Below are 19168 nucleotides of genomic sequence, written 5' to 3' on the forward strand. Positions count from 1 at the left end.
GTCAGCCGGTTGACGGCGGTTGCTTGCTGTCGGTGAACCGGCTGTCCTTCTCCTGCCGCAGCTTTTCCAGCTGCTGCTCTTCGAGTTCGCGCCGCCGCTGCTGCTGCTTCACCATCTCCTCGGCGCGCTGGGCTTCCAGCTCTTCGGGCGACGGGCTCTTGTCGATGGACAGCGACATGCCGCCGGATGCCGAGGCCGGCTCGCCGCGCACGCTCTTCAACTTCATGTTCAGCCGCAACTCATTCGCGGAGTCGGCATTGCGCAACGCCTCCTCGTAGGAAATCTCGCCATCGTTGTACAGCTCGAACAGCGACCAGTCGAAGGTGCGCATGCCCAGTTCGCGCGACTTTTCCATCAGCGCCTTGATTTCGCCGAAGGCGCCCTTGAAGATGCGCTCGGCGATGGTGGGGGTGTTCAGCAGGATCTCGATGGCGGCGCGCCGGCCCTTGCCGTCTTCCTTGCGCACCAGCCGCTGCGAGATGATGGCGCGCAGGTTGGCCGACAAGTCCATCAACAGCTGGTTGCGCCGCTCCTCGGGGAAGAAGTTGATGATGCGGTCAATCGTCTGGTTGGCATTGTTGGCGTGCAGTGTGCCCAGGCACAGGTGGCCGGTCTCGGCAAACGCAATCGCGTGCTCCATGGTCTCGGCGTCGCGGATTTCGCCGATCAGGATCACATCGGGCGCCTGGCGCAGCGTGTTCTTCAGCGCGTGGTGCCAGCTGTGCGTGTCCACCCCCACTTCGCGGTGGCTGATCAGCGACTTCTTCGAGACGTGCACGTACTCCACTGGGTCTTCCACCGTGATGATGTGGCCCGGCGAGGTGGAATTGCGGTAGTCGATCATCGCCGCCAGCGAGGTCGACTTGCCCGAGCCGGTGCCGCCCACCACCAGCACCAGACCGCGCTTGTTCATGATGACTTCCTTCAGCACTTCCGGCAGCATCAGCTTCTCGAAATTCGGGATTTCCGAGGCGATGGTGCGCACCACCATGCTGACGCTTTGCTGCTGCACAAACACGTTGACGCGAAAGCGTGACACACCGGGGATGAAGATGGCGAAGTTGCATTCCATCTCCTTGGCGAACTCCTCGCGCTGGCGCTCGTTCATCAGCGCATGGGCCAGTGCGCGGGTGGTTTCGGCGTTCAGCTTTTGCTGCGTCAACGGCGTCATCGCGCCATTGGCCTTCATGCTGGGCGGAAACTCGTTGGAGATGAACAGGTCGGAGCCGCCGGCCTGGCTCATCGCGGCCAGCAGCTTGTGCATGTAGGAGCGGGCTTGTTCTTCGGTCAGCGTGGCCATGGGGGCAACCTTCAGCGAGAGAGAAGGCGGCCTGTCTTGCCGATGGCGCCTCCCGTGTTGTGAGGGCTACAGTATGGTTCCGCCCGAGAGGGCGGTCAAGTTGGTGGCTGGCCCCCACGCTCGCTCACTGCGTGTAGCTCGCTGCCCCCCGAGGGGGCCGCAAGTCACCTTGAGGCGGCCCGGCGGTGACTTGATCGCTATTGTGCGGGCGCGGGCCGCAACGTCAGCGTATGCGTGGTGCGCTGCTCGCTCTTGTCGCCGGCACCGGTGCTCTTGTTGCGCACCTCCTTGCGCAGCGCCAGCAGGCGCTCGCCGGCCTGGGTGTAGACGTAGTCCTCATCGTTGTCCACCTCGAAGCTCAGTACCAGGAAGGCACTGCCCTTGGCGTGCATGTGGGTCTTGCTGGCCAGCGGGGTGCCGTCAGCGTCCACCCACACCTCCAGCCTGCCCTCGAAGCTTTTGACGTACTTGCGGTCCTTCTCGGCGATCTTGTCCTGACCCAATTCGAAGCTCAGCAGCCGCGCCGGCTTGTCGTTGAGGGTGTCGGCGCGCTCGCCCTTGAACTGGGCTTTCTCCAGTGCGCGCAGCAGCGTCTGCGCCGCTGACGTCATATCGCGCAACTCACCCGAGTTGAGCTTGACCAGCGCGCTGGAGGTGGGCGTCTTGGCCCGGGCGTCCTTTTCCTTGGCGCGGTCCTCATCCTGGGCGCGGTTCAGCGTGTTGCGGCCAAAGAACATGCGCAGGCCCTGGGGCCCGTCGTCCACGCTGACGCTGGCGCCACCGTTCAACTCCTCGGCGTCCTTGCCCTCACCCTGGCGGCGCCACAGTTTCACCTCCAGCGTGCCCACCACCGGTGCGCTGCCTTGCGGCTTGGCCAGTTGGGCCTTCAGGTCGGCCAGACCATCGGCGTGCGCACCTGCCGGCAGCAGCGCCAGCAAGGCTGCTGTCAGCCAAATCCTACGCGTGAAATCATGGGTGAACTGCATGCAGCGGCCATGCTACCAGCACCGGAAAAGGCACAATGTCCGTATGTTTGGCCCACCCAAGCCCTTCGTGCATGACGATGGCCGCAGCAAGTCGCTGCACTTCACCTATGGCCAGTTGCAAAGCCGCATGTACATCAGCCAACCCGACGCGCTGGTGCTGGACTACACCCGCACCATGATGGGTTTTTTGCTGGTCAACCCACAGCCCCGGCGCATGGCCATGATTGGCCTGGGCGGCGGCAGCCTGGCCAAATACTGCCATCGCTACCTGCCGCTGGCGGACATGACCGTCGCGGAGATAGACCCCCATGTGGTGGCATTGCGCCATGAGTTCCTGATCCCTGACGACGGCCCGCATTTCCGCGTGCTGGTGGCTGACGGCGCCCAGTTCGTGCGCCAGGCCGGGGCGGGGGCGTATGACGTGCTGCTGGTGGACGGGTTCGATCAGCATGGCCAGTCGCCCCAGCTGTGCACGCAGACCTTTTACGAGCATTGCCAGCGCGTGCTGGCTCCGGGTGGCTTGTTGGTGATCAACTTCCACCAGGAGCCGCAGGAATTGGCGCGCTGCCAGCAGCGCATCACCCAGATCTTCGGCCACGCGCCACTGGAATTGCCCACACTGCGGGTGGGCAACAGCGTGGCATTCGTGCGCAAGGGGGTGCCGCTGTCGGCGCGCGCCATGTGCCAGCGCGCCAGCGATTGGCGTTGGGAGCATGACGGACACGAGCAGCTGGAACCGGAATTCATGCGCATTGCGTGGACGCTGGGCGACCCCCAACTGCTGGACTGAGGCGCCGGCGCAGCGCGCGTTCACTGGGTTGCGAGATGGCACGCGCCACCGCCGCGCCCAGCAGCCAGGCCAAGCCCACCGCGCAGGCATGGGCGACGAAGTTCCAGCCTGGGGTGAGATCGAGGGCGCGCAGCCCCCGCACCAGTGGCAGCACCACGAACATGTGGGTGAGGTAGACCTCATAGCTGAACCGGCCACCGAGTTGCAGCCAGCCGGTGCCCCAGATGCGCCAGGGCGGCTTGGCCTCGCCCTGGGCCTGCCAATGGAAGCCCAACAACAGGCACAGCGTGGCGCCTGTCAGCAGCAGCAGGCTGCCGTGGCCCAGCACCGGCCACAACACGGCGTCGAACAGCAGCACGCTACCCAGGCCCACCGTGCCCCCGGCGACCAGCAGCCGGTTGAACAGTGGCCGTTGGGCGCCGGCGCGCACAGCCAGCAGCGCGCCGGCCGCCCCTAGGGAGATGGCCGCAAAGCCGGGCCAGTAGGCCTTTTGCTGCCAGATGTCGCTGCCACCTGTGCCCGCACGCAGCACCGGCAGCAACAGGGCCAGCACCAGCAGCAGCGCCAGCAGCAAGCGTTCACGCCGCACGGTCAGGCACAGCAGGGGAAAGGCCAGGTAAAACACCTCTTCCACCGACAGCGACCACAGCACATCCCAATTGGCGGGCAGGTAACCGGTCTGGCCCTCGTACCAGTTCAGGTACAGGCCCAAGGCGGCCAGCAGCGCCTGGGGCAGCGACTGGCCTGCGCGGGTGATGGCGTAGTCCTTCAGGCCCGCCAGGTGCAGCAGGCTCAGGACCAGCAGCAGCAGCAGCAGGCAAGGCAGGATGCGGGCGGCGCGGCGCACGTAGAAGGCGCGCCAGTCGATCGCCGACAAGCTGCCCCAGCGCGCCAGTGTGTTGAGGGTGATCAGGAAACCGGAGATGACGAAGAAGATGAACACCGCCTCGTAGCCACTGTGCACCAAGGCATTCAGCAACGGCCGGGGCAGGACGTCGGCCAGCATGCTGGACCGCAGCGGCATGCGGATGTCGACGTGGCGCAGCACCACCAGCAGAATGGCCAGGCCACGTAACAGATCGATTCCGGCGTTGCGCGTGGACGCTACGGTCCTAGAATTGTCGGCAGTCACAACTGAAGGGGTGTATGGGCGGTTGGCGGGGTGAGCGCAAGCGGAGCATTGTTGCATGGGGGCTGCTGGTCTGTGCCTTGCTGGCTGGCTGTGGTTCCAAGCCGGTTCAGCGTTCCGGTGCTGCTTCTGGCTCTGGCCCGTCGTCGACGCGCGCTGGTGGTGGCGGGCCGGTGCTCTACACCGTGAAGCCCGGCGATACGCTGGGCTCCATAGGTCTGGCCACCGGCCAGAACTGGCGCGACATCGCGCGCTGGAATGGCTTGTCCAACGCCAACCAGATCGATGTCGGCCAGGTGCTGCGGGTGGCGCCACCCGATGCGGCCACGGCGGGCGCGGCACCTGGGCGTGCGCCTTCTTCTGCGCGCGAGCCCTCAGCGCCGGCCGGCGTCGGCAGGGCCTTGCCAGCACCAACGGCGCGCGACGCCAGCATTGCGCTGGCCTGGCCCACCGGTGGCCGCGTGATTGCTGGCTTTGACGGCAGCAACAACCGCGGGCTGGACCTGGACGGCAAGGCCGGTGACGCCGTGCTGGCGGCGGCCGACGGTACCGTGATGTATGTCGGCGACGAGGTGCGTGGCCTGGGCAATGTGGTGATGATCCGTCACGGTGATGGCTTCCTGACAGCCTACGCGCACAACCAGCAGTTGCTGGTGAAGGACGGCCAGGCGGTGCGCAAGGGGCAGAAGATCGCCGAGATGGGCGCCAGCGGCACCGACAGGGTGAAGCTGCACTTCGAGCTGCGCCACGTCAGCGCGGACGGGCTGACGCACCCGTTGGACCCGGTGCGTTACCTGCCGCCGCGCTAGCCGGTGCGGTCGCTCAGGCCTTGCCGGCCGCGGCCACCAGTGCGCGGGCTGTGGCCTGCAGCAGCGGTGTCGCCTCGCCTTCCGAGAGCGCCTGCGAACTGACAAAGGCGCCGTTGATCAGCAGCGCCAGCTGGCCAGCCAGTTCATCGGGGCGCTTGGCTTTCAGCCGCTCGGCAATGCCGCGCAACCGCTGCCGCAGTTCCCGCTTGTGCGCCGTGGCGACCTGGCGCGCCGGGTGGTCGGGCTCGGGAAATTCGGCCGCCACATTGATCTGCGGGCAACCCCGGTAGTTGGTGCGCGCCACCCGCTCGCCAATCCAGGCCAGGTGCGCGTCCAGTTCTGCCTGCGGTTGATGGGTGTGCTGCTGCGCGACGCGGTCCCAACACAGCCAGAAGTCCTTGTCCTCCAGGTCCAGAAAGGCGGCCACCAGGTCGTCTTTGGTGGGGAAGTAGCGGTACAGGCTGGTTTTGGCCACCTGGGCCTCTTCGGCAATCAGGTCCACACCCACCGCGCGCACGCTGCGGCGGTAAAACAGCTGCGATGCCGTGTCCAGGATGCGTTGTCGCACGTCCGACCCACCGCCGGGCAGGCTGCCTGCTTCTTCCATTACTGAGCGTTTTGCCATCGGTGAACCTCTACCGTGAGCATACCGCAATGGCGCTTGACACGCTACAGACCTGTATGTATTATTCGCAACAACAGGCAAAACATACCGGTCTGTATCGTTTAACACCTGGCACCGAAGGACACTTGAAGATGAACACCAACCTCCCCGCCGCCCCGGGACATGGGCGACAAGTCGCTGTGCTGGGCGCCTACGGGCACACCGGCCGGTTTGTGGTGGCCGAGCTGCTGCGGCGCGGCTTCGCGCCGATCGCCATTGGCCGTGACGCCGCGAAGTTGGCCGGGATGGGATGGGCCGAGCAGGGTGTGGCGGTCAGAACCGCATCCGTGGACGAGCCGGGCGCGCTGGACCGTGCCCTGGCCGGTGCGCAGGCGCTCATCAACTGCGCGGGGCCGTTCCTGGACACGGCGGATGCGGCCGTGCGGGCGGCGTTGCGCGCCGGCCTGCATTACTTCGACGTCACGGCCGAACAGGCCAGCGCGCAAGCCACGCTGCGAGACTTCGACGAACCGGCCCGCGCGGCCGGCGTGTTCGTGATGCCCGCCATGGCTTTTTACGGCGGCCTGGGTGACCTGCTGGCCACGCAGGCCATGGGCGACTGGGAGGCCGCCGACGCCATCGACATCGCCATCGCGCTGGACCGGTGGTGGCCCACCGAAGGCACGCGCATCACCGGCGAGCGCAACACCTTCCGCCGGCTGGTGGTCACCGACGGGCAGCTCGTGCCTCAGAGTCTGCCCGCGCGCGAGACAAGCTGGCGCTTTGCCGAGCCCGTCGGGCAACAGGATGTGGTCGAAGTGCCGTTCTCGGAGGTGGTGACCATCACCCGCCACCTGCACACCAACCATCTGCACACCTACCTCAGCCAGGTGGCGCTGAGCGACATCCGCGACGGCAGCACGCCACCCCCCAGCGCCAGCGATGCCTCGGGACGGTCGGCGCAGCAGTTCCTGATGGAGGCCGTGGTGCGCAGGGGAGACGCCACGCGGCGCGTGAGCGCGCGTGGGCGCGACATCTACGCCTTCACGGCACCGCTGGTGGTGGAAGCGCTGCTGCGGGTGTTGGATGGCCAGACCCCCGGCCACACCAGCGGCGCTGTGGCACCGGGTGAGGTGTTTGACGCGGCCGCGTTCCTGAAGGCTCTGGTTGCCGAAGAGTGGATCGCCGTAGCCTCTGATTGATGGCCTGGCCAGCCCCGCATGCTGGCTAGAATCGCTGCAACAGGGAGGATGCAGAACATGAGAACACGCAATGGGCTGGCTGCCGCATGCGCGGCTGTGTTGTTGTCGGCTTGCGGTGGCGGGGGTGGCAGCGGCGACCCGCAGAGCAGCGGCAACTCGCAACCAAAACCCTATGCGGAGCCGTCACCGCTGCCCAGCGCCAAGAGTGCCGAGCGCCTGTGCGTGGCGCCGCGGGCCGCCAGCCTGGTTGACCCGTTCACCGGAGAGCCCTATGGCGACAAGCCAGGCACGCTGGACAACGAGAAGCAATGGGTGCGTTCCTACGTCAACGAAACCTACCTGTGGTACCAGGACGTGGTGGGGCCTGAGCCGGCGCTGTTCAAGGTGGGCAGCACGGTGTCGTACACCGACCCGGCCAGCAACCGCAGCCAGTTGGTGACGATGACGTCCAACTACGACGTGTTGGACACTTACTTCAACAGCCTGCGCTCCACGCAACTCACCGCCTCGGGCGCACCCAAGGACAAGTTCCACTTCACCTACCTCACCGCGGACTGGGTCAACCTGTCCAACGCCGGCAGTTCGGTGGGCTTCGGCTTCCAACTGGCCTTCACCAACAGCACCAGCACGCGAACAGCGATGGTGGCCTATGTGGACCCCGGCACGCCAGCGGCAGCGGCGGGCATGGACCGCGGCATGCAGATTCTCAGTGTCAATGGCGTCTCCGTCGGCAGCAGCAACGACCTCACCACGTTGAACGAAGGCCTGTTTTCACCGCTGGCGGGCAAGTCCTACACCTTCGGTGTGGCGGACACCAGCGGCGGCACGCGCAGCATCACGCTGACCGGGGCGCAAGTGGTCTCCACGCCGGTGCAGAAGGTGCGCACGCTGCCGGCCCCCAACAACAGGGTGGGCTACCTGCAGTTCAACGACCACATCGCCACCGCAGAGAGCCAGCTGATTGCGGCCATCAACCAGCTGAAGGCCGCCAACGGCGGCAGCGGCGTCAGCGACCTGGTGCTGGACCTGCGCTACAACGGTGGCGGCCTGCTGGACATCGCCAGCGAGCTGGCTTACATGGTTGCCGGCCCAACCCAAACGCAAGGCAAGACCTTCGAGCAGGCGAGCTTCAACGACAAGAACCCGTTTGGCCTCAGCGTGGCCGACGCCACCACGCCCTTTCTCAACCAGAGCCAGGGCTTTTCCACGCCGGCAGGGCAGCCGCTGCCGCAATTGGGCCTGGCGCGCGTGTTTGTGCTGACGGGTGCGGGTACCTGCTCGGCCAGCGAAGCCATCATCAATGGCCTGAACGGTGCTGGCGTGCAGGTGGTGCTGGTCGGCAGCACGACATGTGGCAAGCCATACGGTTTCTTGCCGCAGGACAACTGTGGTGTCACCTACTTCACCATCCAGTTCAAGGGGGTGAACAACACCGGCTTTGGCGACTACACAGACGGCTTCGTACCCGGCGGCAGCGGCACACCGGCCAATCGGTTACCGGGCTGTGTGGTGGCGGATGACCTGTACCACGCGCTGGGCGATCCGAACGAGGCCTTGCTGGCCACGGCGCTGCAATACCGTGCCACCGGCTCCTGCACGCTAAGCGCCTCGGCGCTAAGCAACCGGCTGGCTGCAGTCCGTCCCGCAGCTGAGCTTCACCTGGTGCGCGGGGCGCTGCGCGAAAACCGCCTGTACCGCCCACGCACCACGCAGCCCTAGCGCACACGCAAGCGCGCAAAGCTGGCCAACGACGCCACACCGGCAAACACCACGCCCAGCCACAGCGCCCAGGTGGTTCCGTGCACACCGGCCAGGCCCAGGCACAGCGCCACCAGCGCTGCGCCCAGCGTCTGCCCGGTCAACCGCGCCAGCCCCACCATGCCGCTGGCGCCACCGCTGCGCCCAGGCGGCGCGGCCGACATCAGTGCCTTCAGGTTGGGCGACTGGAAGAAGCCAAAGCCGATGCCGCACACCAGCATGCGCCACACGATGTCCACGGCCGACGGGTCGGCCGGCAGCAGCGCCAGCGACACCATGCCCACGCTCAGCACCGCCAGGCCCACGCCGCCCAGCAGGCCGGGTGGGTGGCGGTCTGACAGGCGGCCGGCAATCGGCGCGGCCAGCGCCACGATCAGTGGCCAGGGGGTCATCAAGAAACCCGTCTGCACCGGGTCGCGGTGCAACACCTCTTCAAAATAGAACGGCAGCGCCACGAACGCCAGGCCCTGGGTGGCGAACGAGGCCACTGCGGTCAGCACCGACAGCGCGAACATCGGGCGGCGCATCAGGTCCACCGGCAGCATGGGCGCCGGGTGGCCAGCCTGGCGGCGCAGCAACCAGGCGCCGCTGGCCACGCACAGTAGCAGCGGCAGCACGATCTGCGGCCAGGGCTCGCGCTGGGCCGCGCTGCTGAGCGCAAAAATCAGCGCCGCGCAGGTGGTGGCGGTCAGCACGGCGGTGAGGCGATCGAACCCGTGGCCGCGCTGCGGCGCGCGCGGCAGTGAGGGCACGGCGAAGGCCAGCGCCAGCAGGCCCAGCGGCAGGTTGATGCCAAACAGCCAGTGCCATGAGCCCACCGCCAGCAGCAGCGAGGCCACCGTGGGCCCGAGCGCGAAGGCCATGCCCACCACCAGCGCGTTCATGCCCACGCCACGGCCCAGCCGGGTGGGCGGGAAGATTTGCTGAATCAGCGCGATGTTGACGCTCATCACCCCGGCTGCCCCCACACCCTGCAGAGCGCGCGCCGCTGACAGCAGCGCCAGTGTGGGCGCCAGCGCGCACAGCACCGAGGCGGCGGTGAAGATGGCCAGGCCCCACAGGAACACCTTGCGCGGGCTCAGCAGGTCGCCCAAGGCGGCGCAGGGCAGCATGGTGGCCACGACCGCCAGTTGGTAGGCATTGACCACCCAGATGGAGGCGGCCGGCGGCGCATGCAGGTCGGCGGCAATGGCGGGCAGCGCGGTGTTGGCAATCGCGGTGTCCAGCGCGCCCAGCGACACGCCGATCAGGATGGCGGCCAAAGCCGCCGGACCGTGGCGTTCCTGCGCTTGTTCCTGTTGTTGTTTTGCGGACGGTGGGCTGCTGTCGGCCATGGCGTGCGGGGAGATGGGTCAGTGGCTGCGTCCGGCGCGGTACATGCCGCTGGTCTTGCGGTTCAGCGCCGTGGCCTGGGCCAACCGGCCCATGGCGTGGCCGGCGTGCGCGTGGGTGATGGCCATGCCCAAAGCGTCGGCGGCGTCGGTGCCGGGCAGGCCGGGCAGGGTCAGCAGGCGGCGCACCATCTCCTGCACTTGGGCCTTTTGCGCCCGGCCATGGCCCACCACCGCCTGCTTCATCTGCAAGGCGGTGTACTCGGCCACCGGCAGGTCGCGCGACACCAGCGCGGTGACGCAAGCGCCGCGCGCCTGACCCAACAGCAGTGTGGATTGCGGGTTGACGTTGACGAACACGATCTCCACCGACGCGCAGTCGGGCTGGTAGCGCGCCACCACCTCGCGCAAGCCGTCGTACAAGGTTTTGAGCCGCTGCGGCAGCAGGCCCTGCTCCACCTGCAGCGTGCTGATGGTGCCGCTGGCCACATAGCTGAGCGCGCTGCCTTCGACGTCGATCAGGCCAAAGCCGGTGGTGCGCAGGCCGGGGTCTATGCCAAGGATTCGCATCAGATTTTCAATATGTTGGGGACAGAGCTTGCCCACTGCGTGGGCTGCGGTGTGTCCCGCAATATCTCATAAACCGAAATACCAGCGCACCGAGTGAAAGAACACCGGTGCGGCAAAGCACAACGCGTCCACCCGATCCAGCAAGCCGCTGGCTCCGGTGGTGGACATGCCCTGCAGTCCCCAGTTGGTGACGCCGCGGTCGCGCTTGATGGCCTTCATCACCAGGTGGCCCATGGTGCCGGCGAAGCAGGCGATGAAGGACAGTGCGAAAGCCTGCCCCGGCACGAAAGGCGTGATGCCGGCCAGCAGCGCGCCCAGCAGGCTGCCAGCCACAATGCCACTCCAGCAACTGCGCCAGTTGAAGCTCTTGCTGATGTTGGGCGCCAGCGGCGCGCGCGCCAGGCGGCGCGAGACGGTGTGCTGCACCACCATGCAGGTCTGCACCACCAGCACCAGGAAGAACACCAGGAAGGCGTTCTTGTTGTCGTAATGGGCAAAGTCCAGCAACAGCAGCGCCGGCACGTGGCTCATGCCGTAGACACACACCATGATGCCCCATTGCAGCTTGGCGTTGCGCTCCAGGAAGCGCTGCGGGTCGTCGGCCAGCGCGCTCACCGCCGGCACCGCCAGGAACACATAGACCGGGATGAACACGGTGAAGAGGTCGAAGTGCTCGGCCCCCACCAGCCAGTACTGTGCCGGCAGCACCACGAAGAAGGCCAGCACCAGGCTGCGGTGGTCGCCCCGGCGGGTGGGCGACAGCGTCATGAATTCGCGCAGCGCGAAGAACGACACGATGGCAAACAGCGCCAGCGCCACCCGCTCGCCGGTGACCCAGCCGATCCAGAAGATGAACATCATCAACCAGCTGGCGCGCAGCGTGCCTTCCATGCTGCGCAACTCGGTGCGCCATTTGTCGGCGACATCCTCGTCGGCATGCTCCTTCAGCGACAGCATGAACACCGTGGCGCTGATGACCAACAGGATGCCGAAGACGATGATGAACAGCGCGCCGATCTGCTGCGTGGCGGTCAGGTTCTTCAGGTACTGGTACATGGCGGCAAGGGCTTCAGACGTCGCGCAGCGCGACGACGGCACTGCGTGCCCGATCCAGGAAGGCGCGGCGTTCCTCGCCTTCCAGCAGCTGCATGGGCGCGCCGAAGGTGACCGAGCACAACACCGGCACGGGCACCACCTCGCCCTTGGGCATCACACGCTGCACGTTGTTGATCCAGGCCGGCACCAGCACCACGCCAGGAAATTTCAGCGCCAGGTTGTACAGCCCGGCCTTGAAGGCCTGCGGTTCCTCAGCACTGCCGCGCGTGCCCTCGGGAAACAGGATGATGGAGTCGCCGTTGTTCAGCGCCTCGATCAACGGCTCCAGCGGGTCCTGGTCGCCGCTGCGCTCACGGTCCACGTAGACGACGTTGAAGACGGCCGTGGTCAGCCATTTGCGGAATGGTGATTTGGTCCAGTAGTCGCGCGCGGCAATGGCGCGGGTGATCACGCGCAGTTCCTGTGGCAGCGCCGCCCAGATCATCACCAAATCGGCGTGGCTCTGGTGGTTGGCAAAGTAGATGCGCTGCTCGGCCTTGGGCGGACAACCATACCAACGCGCCTGCGCGCCGGTCAGCACGCGTATCAGGCCCAGCAGGAACCAGCTCATCAGCTTCACTCGCATGCTTGCCATGATACAGACGCTGGATTGCGTTTCATGCGTTTGCGGGGCAAACACGATGTTTGGTTTGGAGATCAGGCCGACGCGGCACTCGGCTTCGCGGCTGGACGGGCCGATGGCCAAAGGCCATGGCTCTTCAGCCCGTCCCGGCCTGCGCAGGCAGGCCGTGAGCCGCAGGCCCGGGGAACATTCGCGTAGCCACGCGCACCAGTGGCGTCGGCAAGCGCAGACCTTCTCCGGCAGCGGCCGCCGGCGACAGGGGGTCAGGGCAACTCGGCGTCGCCCATGCGCCCGGCAATCACCGAGGCGCGGTCAGACACGTAGCCCGAATTGGGCAGCTTCTCGAAGTACTTGGGCCGTGGCAGCATCACCGACAGGCGCGCGGCCTCGTAGGCGCCCAGCTTGCTGGCTGGCTTGCGGTAGTAGTGCTGGGCGGCGGCCTCGGCGCCGAACACACCTTCGCCCCATTCCACGCTGTTCAGGTAGATCTCCAGGATGCGCTGCTTGCTCAGCAGGGTTTCCAACAGCAGGGTCAACACAAACTCCTGGCCCTTACGAAGCAGCGTGCGTTCGCCGGACAGGAACAAGTTCTTGGCCAGTTGTTGCGTGATGGTGGAGCCACCCACCACCTTGGGGGGCTTGACCTTGCCCTTGGCCGTGGGGGAGGCGGTGGCCAGGCGCTTTTCCACCTGTTGCTGGGCCTTGGCGTTCCTTTCCCAGGCTTTTTGCAGCGCATCCCACTCCACGCCATCGTGGTTGACGAAGTCGCCGTCCTCAGAGGCGATCACCGCGCGCTTCAGGTGGTCGGAAATCTGCGCATACGGCACCCACTGCTGGCGCCAGCGCAAGCCGCTCCCCTTGACCAGGCGCCAGGCTTCGGAGCGCTGAAAGGCGGTGGACTCGGGTGCGACTGCCGCCATCACCGCGATGCGGGCGACGAAGAACAGCTGCAGCGCCAGCAGCGCCGCCAACACCAGGCCCAGCCAACGCAGCACCTGCCTCATCGTCATTGCGCCGTCAGCCGGGTTTCCAGCGTTTCGTCGCGCGTGAATTTGAAGCGCGACACCACCATGATCTGGTCGGCCCGCTTGCGCATGGCATCGTTGAAACGGCCGAAGGGGCCGGCCAGGCGGGCGATCTGCTCGGCCCGGCGGTCGAGCGCGCGTATGCCGGAGCTTTCCACCACGTCGGTGGCCAGCACCCGGCCGTCGTAATTGACGGTGACGATCATGGTCAGCTCGCCATACAGCTTCTTGCCGTTGGCCTCGGGGAAGTTCTCGGTGCCCCGGTCTTCAATGGCGCGGCGCAGCGCGTCGTAGTACACCGCGTACACCGCCTCGCGCGTGGCCGGGCTGACGTAGCGTTTCTTGGGCCGGGCGTTCTCGGCGTTGATGCGCCGTTCGATCTCGGCCAGCAGGCGCACCAGCTGGCGGCGCTTTTCCAGCCGCTCCTGCTGCTCGGGCGAGCTGTTGGCCTGCTTGGGGTCGGGCGGTGGCAGGCTGGCCAGCTGCGCTTTCAGTTGTGTCAGCAGCGTCATCTGCTGGTCCTGCATCGCCTGCAGCTTGCGCTGCGCGTCCTCTTCCACCGGTTCGCCCAGGTCGGACAGCAGCGACGGCGGCAGCGGCGTGGTGGCGCGGCCCTTTTCGGCCTCGCCACCGCCGGCCATGTTGGCCTGGGCGAGGGCGCGCGCCTTGTCAGGGCGCTCGTTGGTGCGGGCGTTCACCAGCACCACCTCCAGTGGTGTGTCCTCGAACACCCGGTTGAAGGCGTCTGGGTCGACGAAGCGCACCATCAGCAACACCGCATGCAGGGCGACTGAAACGCCCAGGGCGATCTGCAGGCTGCTGAAGCGGCGGAGGAAGTTCACGAAACAGGATTATCAACCGGCGCCGGTTCGTCCATGTCCACCGCGATGGCGATGGGGCCGGCGGCGCTGCTGTCTTCGTCGTCTTCTTCATCGGCCGGGGCGCTGGCTTGCGCCGGTGCGTCCAGCCGCTCCAGCACCGTGCCGTGCACATCCAGCGTGATCTCGTCGATGTCACCCAGTTTCACACGCAGGCGGGCGCCGCGCGGCGCGTCCTGCGCGCCCAGCACCGGCAGCACCAGCGGCATGTCGTCGCAGCGCACCATGTTCTCCTTGAACACTGTGGCGGTGACTTCGGTCAGCCCCTGCTGCTGCACATACTTCAGCGTCCAGAACCGTTCCATCGCCGACTGGTAGCCGTTGTAGGCGCTGTAGGCGGCGTCGAAGCTGGAAATGATGGAGAACAGGTCGGCGTCCTTGGGCTTGAACGGCGCGGCCAGCGCCGCCGTGCGGCCGTGGCGGGCGCAGGCGATGATTTGCCACTGGTTCACCAGGTCGGTGTAGCGGCGCAGCGGCGAGGTGCTCCAGGCGTAGCTCTTCACGCCGATGCCGGCGTGCGGCAGCGCCTTGGTGCCCATGCGCACCTTGACGCCCGGCGCCAGACTGGCCTGGCTGCGGTAGATGCCGGGCACGCCCAGCTCGGCCATCCAGCTGCCCCAGGTGCTGTTGGCCAGGATCATGGCCTCGGCCACGATCAGGTCCAGCGGCGCGCCGCGCTGGCGGATGCTGATCTGCACCTGCTCGCTGCCGTCCGGCTCGTTGGGGCCATTGCCCACCAGGCGGAAGTTGTAGTCTGGCCGGTTGAAGGTCTCGGGTTTGCCGCGCACCACTTCGCGCTGGGCTTTCAAATGCTTGGCCAGGCGGAACAACAGGCTCAGCGCCGCGCGTTTGTCAGCCAGAAAGGCCGGCGTGCCGCCGGCCGGCTCGACAGTGGCGTCTTCCAGCCAGGGCTGGGTGATGACGCTGTCGAGCTGGTCATGCCGCAGGTTGGCGACGATGGGCACGCGCTCCAGCTTGGTCTCACTGGCCTTGATTTCCAGCGTGGCCTCGTCCAGCGTGACGTACAGCGACACCGCCGGGCAGTCGCGCCCCTCTTGCAGCGTGTAGCTCTGCACCACCGCATCGGGCAGCATGGTGACCTTGTAGCCCGGCATGTAGACCGTGGACAGGCGGTTGCGGCCCAGCAGGTCGATGGCGCTGCCGGGCTGCAGCGCCAGGCCAGGCGCTGCGATATGGATGCCCACCACCACGCTGCCGCTGCCCAGGCCTTGCACGGACAGTGCGTCGTCGATCTCGGTGGTGGCCGAGTCGTCGATGGAAAACGCCTGCACGGCGGCCAGCGGCAACACGTCTGAAATCGCTGGCGCTTCCAGCCCGGCGGCAAAGCCTGTGCCCTTGGGGAAGTTCTCCAGCAGGAAGCGGCGCCAGTGGAACTGGTAGGGCGAATCGATGGCGCCGGCCTGTTGCAGCAGGTCCAGCGGCGCCTTGTGGCTGGCGCGCGAAGCCTCCACCACCGCCTTGTATTCCGGTGCGTTCTTGTCCGGCTTGAACAGGATCTTGTACAACTGTTCGCGTATGGGGGCCGGACAGGTGCCGGCAGACAGCTCCTGCGCCCATTGCGCCACCTGCAGCGCCAGTTGTTTCTTTTTCTCGATCGCCACCAGCGCCTGCTGGATGACCTCGGCGGAGGCCTTGCGAAAGCGCCCCTTGCCGGCGCGGCGGAAATAGTGCGGCGCATTGAACAGCGCGAACAGCATGCCGGCCTGCTGTGTCAGCGTGGCATTGGCGCTGAAATAGTCGCGCGTGAGGTCGGCAAAGCCGAACTCCTCTTCGGGCGCGAACTCCCAGGCCATGTCCAGCTCAATCTGCTCGCTTTGCGCCTGGGCGGCCGCCATCAGCTCGGCCGGCGCCGGCTTGTCAAACTTCAACAGCATGTTGGCGGACTTGACCTTGACACGCTTGCCGCTGTCCAGTTCCACCTGGGCCGACGCATCAGCCTCTGACAACACACGCCCGGCCAGGAATTTGCCGGCTTCATCAAACAGTACAAACATAGGGGGCCATTGTCCCATGGCGGCTGAAGCCCCCCGTTCGCCCTGAGCTTGTCGAAGGGCTCAGCCCGAACCGGGCGCTGCCAGATCCAGCCAGCCCACCACCTCATCCAGGTGCTGGTCAAAGTCGCTGATGGCGTGGTCGCCGCCCGCCAGCAGCTTCACATGGCCTGAGGCGTAGCGGCTGCTCATCTCGCGCCAGTCCAGCACCTCGTCGCCTTCGGTGATCAGCGCGTGGTAGCGCTGGGGCCGGGTCAGTTGCGGGCATGCCAGCGCGCGCAACTCCTCGATGAACTCGGGGCGGAAGTAAAAATGCTCCTGCGGGTCGTGCCAGGCGGTCTGCTCGCCAATGTGGCGGGCCAGGTCGCGCGCCGGGTCCACGGCCGGGTTCAGCAGCACCACGCGGGGGCAACCCGTCTGTTCTGCCACCCAGGTGGCGTAAAAGCCGCCCAGCGAGGAACCCACCACCGCCATCTGCGCCAACGGCCAGCCTGCGATGCCCTGCGTCACCAGGGCCATCGCGGCCCGCGGCGAGGGCGGCAGTTGCGGGCACCACCAGGTGACGTGCGGGTGGGCCGCTGCCAGTCGTGCCTGCATGGCACGCGCCTTGGTGGACTGTGGCGAGGAGCGGAAGCCGTGCAGGTATAGCAGGTGGGTGGTGGGCATGGGGATATTGTCCGTTGTCGGCCGCCAGGGCCGGTTTGCTGGTGTATTCGCAGGATAATTGCAGACCATGGCCGTTGTTTTTGAAAGTCCGTCGCTCCGTCAGCGCGTCGCCCCCTGGTTCACCGGGCTGGACGGCCCCCTGGCCTTTGCGGTGTTCCTGCTGGCCTGTGCCGGCCTGCTGACCATGTATTCGTCCGGTTTCGACCACGGCACCCGCTTCCAGGACCACGTACGCAACATGATCCTGGCCGCCGGCGTGATGTTCGTGGTGGCCCAGGTGCCGCCGCAGCGGCTGATGGCGGTGGCCGTGCCGCTGTACACCGTGGGCGTGGCACTGCTGATTGCGGTGGCCATCTTCGGTGTCACCAAGAAGGGCGCCAGGCGCTGGCTCAGCATAGGCATCACCCAGATACAGCCCAGCGAGATCCTGAAGATCGCCATGCCGCTGATGCTGGCCTGGTGGTTCCAGAAGCGCGAGGGCCAGTTGCGTCCGCTGGACTTCACCGTGGCTGGCCTGCTGCTGCTGGTGCCGGTGGGGCTGATCGTCAAGCAGCCTGACCTGGGTACCGCCATCCTGGTGCTGGTGGCGGGGCTGTCGGTGATCTTCTTCGCCGGCTTGCGCTGGCGCTGGATACTGCCGCCGGTGCTGCTGGGCTTGGTGGCGGTGGCCGCCGTGGTGGTGCTGGAGCCGCGCCTGTGCGCCGACGGCGTGCGCTGGTTCGTTCTGCACGACTACCAGCAGCAGCGCATCTGCACCTTGCTGGACCCGTCGCGTGACCCGCTGGGCAAGGGTTTCCACATCATCCAGGGCATGATCGCGATAGGCTCGGGGGGCCTGACCGGCAAGGGCTTCATGCAGGGCACGCAGACCCACCTGGAGTTCATCCCCGAGCGCACCACCGATTTCATCTTCGCCGCCTTTTCCGAGGAGTTTGGGTTGGCGGGCGTGGTGGCGTTGGTGCTGGCCTTCGCCTTCCTTATCCTGCGCGGCCTGACGGTGGCGCTGGAGGCACCCACGCTGTTCTCGCGCCTGCTGGCTGGCAGCGTGACCATGATCTTTTTCACCTATGCCTTCGTCAACATGGGCATGGTCAGCGGCATCCTGCCGGTGGTGGGCGTGCCCTTGCCCTTCATCAGCTACGGCGGTACCGCCATGATCACGCTGGGCATGGGCCTGGGCATCCTGATGGCCATCTCGCGCGCCAAACGGCTGGTGCAGTCGTGAGGAGCCGCCTGGCCGCCCCAAGGCCAATACCGCAGCGCGCAGCGCGGAGGTTGTGCCAATGACCGGCGCAGCCCCGGCCGTGTTCGGGGTGGGCATCGTGGGCGTGGGCAACATGGGCGGCGGCATGGCCGCCAACCTGCTGGCGCGCGGCTGGCCGGTGGCGGTGTGCGACATCGACGCTGCCAAGACGCAGGCTCTGGCCGCACAGGGCGCCCGGGTGGCCGCAAGCCCGGCCGACGTCACCACCGGTGCCGGTGCCACCATCGTCTGCGTGGTGGACGCTGCGCAATGCGAGCAGGTGCTGTTCGGGCCCTACGGCGCGGCTGCGGTGCTGCCGGCGGGCCATGTCGTGCTGCTGTGTCCCACCATGAGCCCGCACGCTGTGGAAGACTTTGCCCAACGCCTGGCGTCACAGGGGCTGCTGGTGCTGGATGCCCCGATGTCCGGCGGGCCGGCCCGTGCCCGTGACGGCAGCATGAGCCTGATGCTGGCCGGCCCGGCGCCGGCCTTGCAGCAGTGCGAACCATTGTTGGCGGCCTTGTCCAGCCAGCGTTTCGTCATCAGCGAGCGCGCCGGCGATGGCGCCCGCACTAAGCTGGTCAACAACCTGCTGGCTGGCATCAACCTGGTGGGCGCGGCCGAAGCGCTGGCCTTGGCACAACGGCTAGGACTGGATGGCGCGAAGACCTTGGGCGTCATCGAGCAATCCAGCGGCCAGAGCTGGATAGGGTCCGACCGCATGCGCCGGGCCTTGGTGGGCGACCATGCGCCCCGCGCGCACATGACGCTGCTGGAGAAGGACACGCGGCTGGCAATGGAAGCGGCGCAGGCGGCGGGCTTTGCCGGACCGTTGGGCGCCATGGCGACCCAGGTGTTTGCGCAGGCCAGCGCCGGTGGGTTGCGGCACATGGATGATGGGGCGCTGCTCCAATGGCTGGTGTCTCGCCCCGGGGCTTGAAATCTCCCGATCCGACGGCAGCTTGTGGGGACCGTGAACCTCAAGCTCAGCCTGAAGAAGCCGCTGTTTTACCTGCTGTTGCCGGTTCTGGTCGTGCTGGCGTTCGTGGGGTTCCCCATTCCCATCGCACCGTCCCTGCGCACCCAGGCTGCGCAAGAGCAGTCTGTGCCCGCAGACCAGCAGGTCAGGAAGGACCAGGGGTAGCCCCTGCGCAGGCCATTCGCGGCAAAGGTGAAAAGGGCTTCTC

The 19168-nt window shown here is 66.8% G+C and carries 19 protein-coding genes; 7 read left to right on the plus strand and 12 right to left on the minus strand.

Features of this window, described 5'->3' with window-relative positions:
* Position 1: 1 nt before the first annotated feature.
* Positions 2 to 1300, minus strand: coding sequence for a PilT/PilU family type 4a pilus ATPase (locus tag AC1DX2_RS15000; protein ID WP_477197160.1), 1299 nt, complete (start codon positions 1298 to 1300; stop codon positions 2 to 4).
* Positions 1301 to 1497: 197 nt separating this feature from the next.
* Complete coding sequence (locus AC1DX2_RS15005) at positions 1498 to 2286, minus strand: hypothetical protein (protein ID WP_477197161.1); 789 nt, start codon at positions 2284 to 2286, stop codon at positions 1498 to 1500.
* A 43-nt stretch (positions 2287 to 2329) separates the two neighbouring features.
* Here AC1DX2_RS15005 and AC1DX2_RS15010 point away from each other — a divergent pair, with 43 nt between their 5' ends.
* Positions 2330 to 3076, plus strand: coding sequence for a fused MFS/spermidine synthase (locus AC1DX2_RS15010; protein WP_477197162.1), 747 nt, complete (start codon positions 2330 to 2332; stop codon positions 3074 to 3076).
* Here the strand turns inward: AC1DX2_RS15010 and AC1DX2_RS15015 are convergent.
* Positions 3030 to 4208, minus strand: coding sequence for an acyltransferase family protein (locus tag AC1DX2_RS15015; protein WP_477197163.1), 1179 nt, complete (start codon positions 4206 to 4208; stop codon positions 3030 to 3032). The two genes, AC1DX2_RS15010 and AC1DX2_RS15015, sit on opposite strands and share 47 nt — an antisense overlap.
* 14 nt (positions 4209 to 4222) lie before the next feature.
* On the opposite strand from AC1DX2_RS15015, the gene AC1DX2_RS15020 reads away from it, so the two are divergent.
* Positions 4223 to 5014: a peptidoglycan DD-metalloendopeptidase family protein gene (locus AC1DX2_RS15020; protein ID WP_477197164.1), complete on the plus strand. Its 792-nt coding sequence runs from the start codon at positions 4223 to 4225 to the stop codon at positions 5012 to 5014.
* Positions 5015 to 5027: 13 nt separating this feature from the next.
* On the opposite strand, the gene AC1DX2_RS15025 is transcribed toward AC1DX2_RS15020, so the two are convergent.
* Entirely contained in the window at positions 5028 to 5639 is a 612-nt protein-coding gene (locus AC1DX2_RS15025; RefSeq protein ID WP_477197165.1) for a TetR/AcrR family transcriptional regulator, read from the minus strand.
* A 131-nt stretch (positions 5640 to 5770) separates the two neighbouring features.
* Between AC1DX2_RS15025 and AC1DX2_RS15030 the strand changes: the two genes are divergently transcribed.
* Entirely contained in the window at positions 5771 to 6820 is a 1050-nt protein-coding gene (locus AC1DX2_RS15030; RefSeq protein ID WP_477197166.1) for a saccharopine dehydrogenase NADP-binding domain-containing protein, read from the plus strand.
* Positions 6821 to 6877: 57 nt separating this feature from the next.
* The gene (locus AC1DX2_RS15035; RefSeq protein ID WP_477197167.1) at positions 6878 to 8539 is read left to right on the plus strand and encodes a S41 family peptidase; all 1662 of its coding nucleotides are present in this window, start codon (positions 6878 to 6880) and stop codon (positions 8537 to 8539) included.
* On the opposite strand, the gene AC1DX2_RS15040 is transcribed toward AC1DX2_RS15035, so the two are convergent.
* The 8 genes from AC1DX2_RS15040 to AC1DX2_RS15075 all read right to left on the minus strand — a co-directional run bounded on the left by AC1DX2_RS15040 (position 8536) and on the right by AC1DX2_RS15075 (position 16738).
* On the minus strand, positions 8536 to 9912 hold the full coding sequence (locus AC1DX2_RS15040; protein WP_477197168.1) for an MFS transporter: 1377 nt from the start codon (positions 9910 to 9912) through the stop codon (positions 8536 to 8538). The two genes, AC1DX2_RS15035 and AC1DX2_RS15040, sit on opposite strands and share 4 nt — an antisense overlap.
* An 18-nt stretch (positions 9913 to 9930) precedes the next feature.
* Positions 9931 to 10479, minus strand: coding sequence for a crossover junction endodeoxyribonuclease RuvC (gene ruvC, locus AC1DX2_RS15045; RefSeq protein WP_477197169.1), 549 nt, complete (start codon positions 10477 to 10479; stop codon positions 9931 to 9933).
* A gap of 66 nt (positions 10480 to 10545) precedes the next feature.
* Positions 10546 to 11535, minus strand: coding sequence for a phosphatidate cytidylyltransferase (locus AC1DX2_RS15050; protein ID WP_477197170.1), 990 nt, complete (start codon positions 11533 to 11535; stop codon positions 10546 to 10548).
* Between the two features lie 13 nt (positions 11536 to 11548).
* Complete coding sequence (locus AC1DX2_RS15055; RefSeq protein WP_477197695.1) at positions 11549 to 12160, minus strand: lysophospholipid acyltransferase family protein; 612 nt, start codon at positions 12158 to 12160, stop codon at positions 11549 to 11551.
* Between the two features lie 260 nt (positions 12161 to 12420).
* Positions 12421 to 13161 carry a monofunctional biosynthetic peptidoglycan transglycosylase gene (gene mtgA / locus AC1DX2_RS15060; RefSeq protein WP_477197696.1) on the minus strand — a complete coding sequence of 247 codons (741 nt, stop codon included), beginning with the start codon at positions 13159 to 13161 and terminating at the stop codon, positions 12421 to 12423.
* Between the two features lie 2 nt (positions 13162 to 13163).
* Positions 13164 to 14024, minus strand: a complete 861-nt coding sequence (locus AC1DX2_RS15065; RefSeq protein ID WP_477197171.1) for an energy transducer TonB — start codon at positions 14022 to 14024, stop codon at positions 13164 to 13166.
* Entirely contained in the window at positions 14021 to 16075 is a 2055-nt protein-coding gene (locus AC1DX2_RS15070; protein ID WP_477197172.1) for a ribonuclease catalytic domain-containing protein, read from the minus strand. Before AC1DX2_RS15070 ends, AC1DX2_RS15065 begins: the two co-directional genes overlap by 4 nt.
* Before the next feature lie 60 nt (positions 16076 to 16135).
* A complete protein-coding gene (locus tag AC1DX2_RS15075; protein ID WP_477197173.1) occupies positions 16136 to 16738 on the minus strand; it encodes a YqiA/YcfP family alpha/beta fold hydrolase in 603 nt (200 codons plus the stop codon).
* Between the two features lie 67 nt (positions 16739 to 16805).
* Between AC1DX2_RS15075 and rodA the strand changes: the two genes are divergently transcribed.
* From rodA to AC1DX2_RS15090, 3 genes are read left to right on the plus strand one after another with little or no spacing between them, the layout of a single operon-like run.
* On the plus strand, positions 16806 to 17963 hold the full coding sequence (rodA, locus tag AC1DX2_RS15080) for a rod shape-determining protein RodA (protein WP_477197174.1): 1158 nt from the start codon (positions 16806 to 16808) through the stop codon (positions 17961 to 17963).
* 58 nt (positions 17964 to 18021) lie between these two features.
* Entirely contained in the window at positions 18022 to 18921 is a 900-nt protein-coding gene (locus AC1DX2_RS15085) for an NAD(P)-dependent oxidoreductase (RefSeq protein ID WP_477197175.1), read from the plus strand.
* Positions 18922 to 18954: 33 nt separating this feature from the next.
* A complete protein-coding gene (locus AC1DX2_RS15090) occupies positions 18955 to 19125 on the plus strand; it encodes a hypothetical protein (protein ID WP_477197176.1) in 171 nt (56 codons plus the stop codon).
* Positions 19126 to 19168 lie beyond the last annotated feature (43 nt).

Source organism: Hylemonella sp. P2_B10 (genome assembly GCF_056404875.1).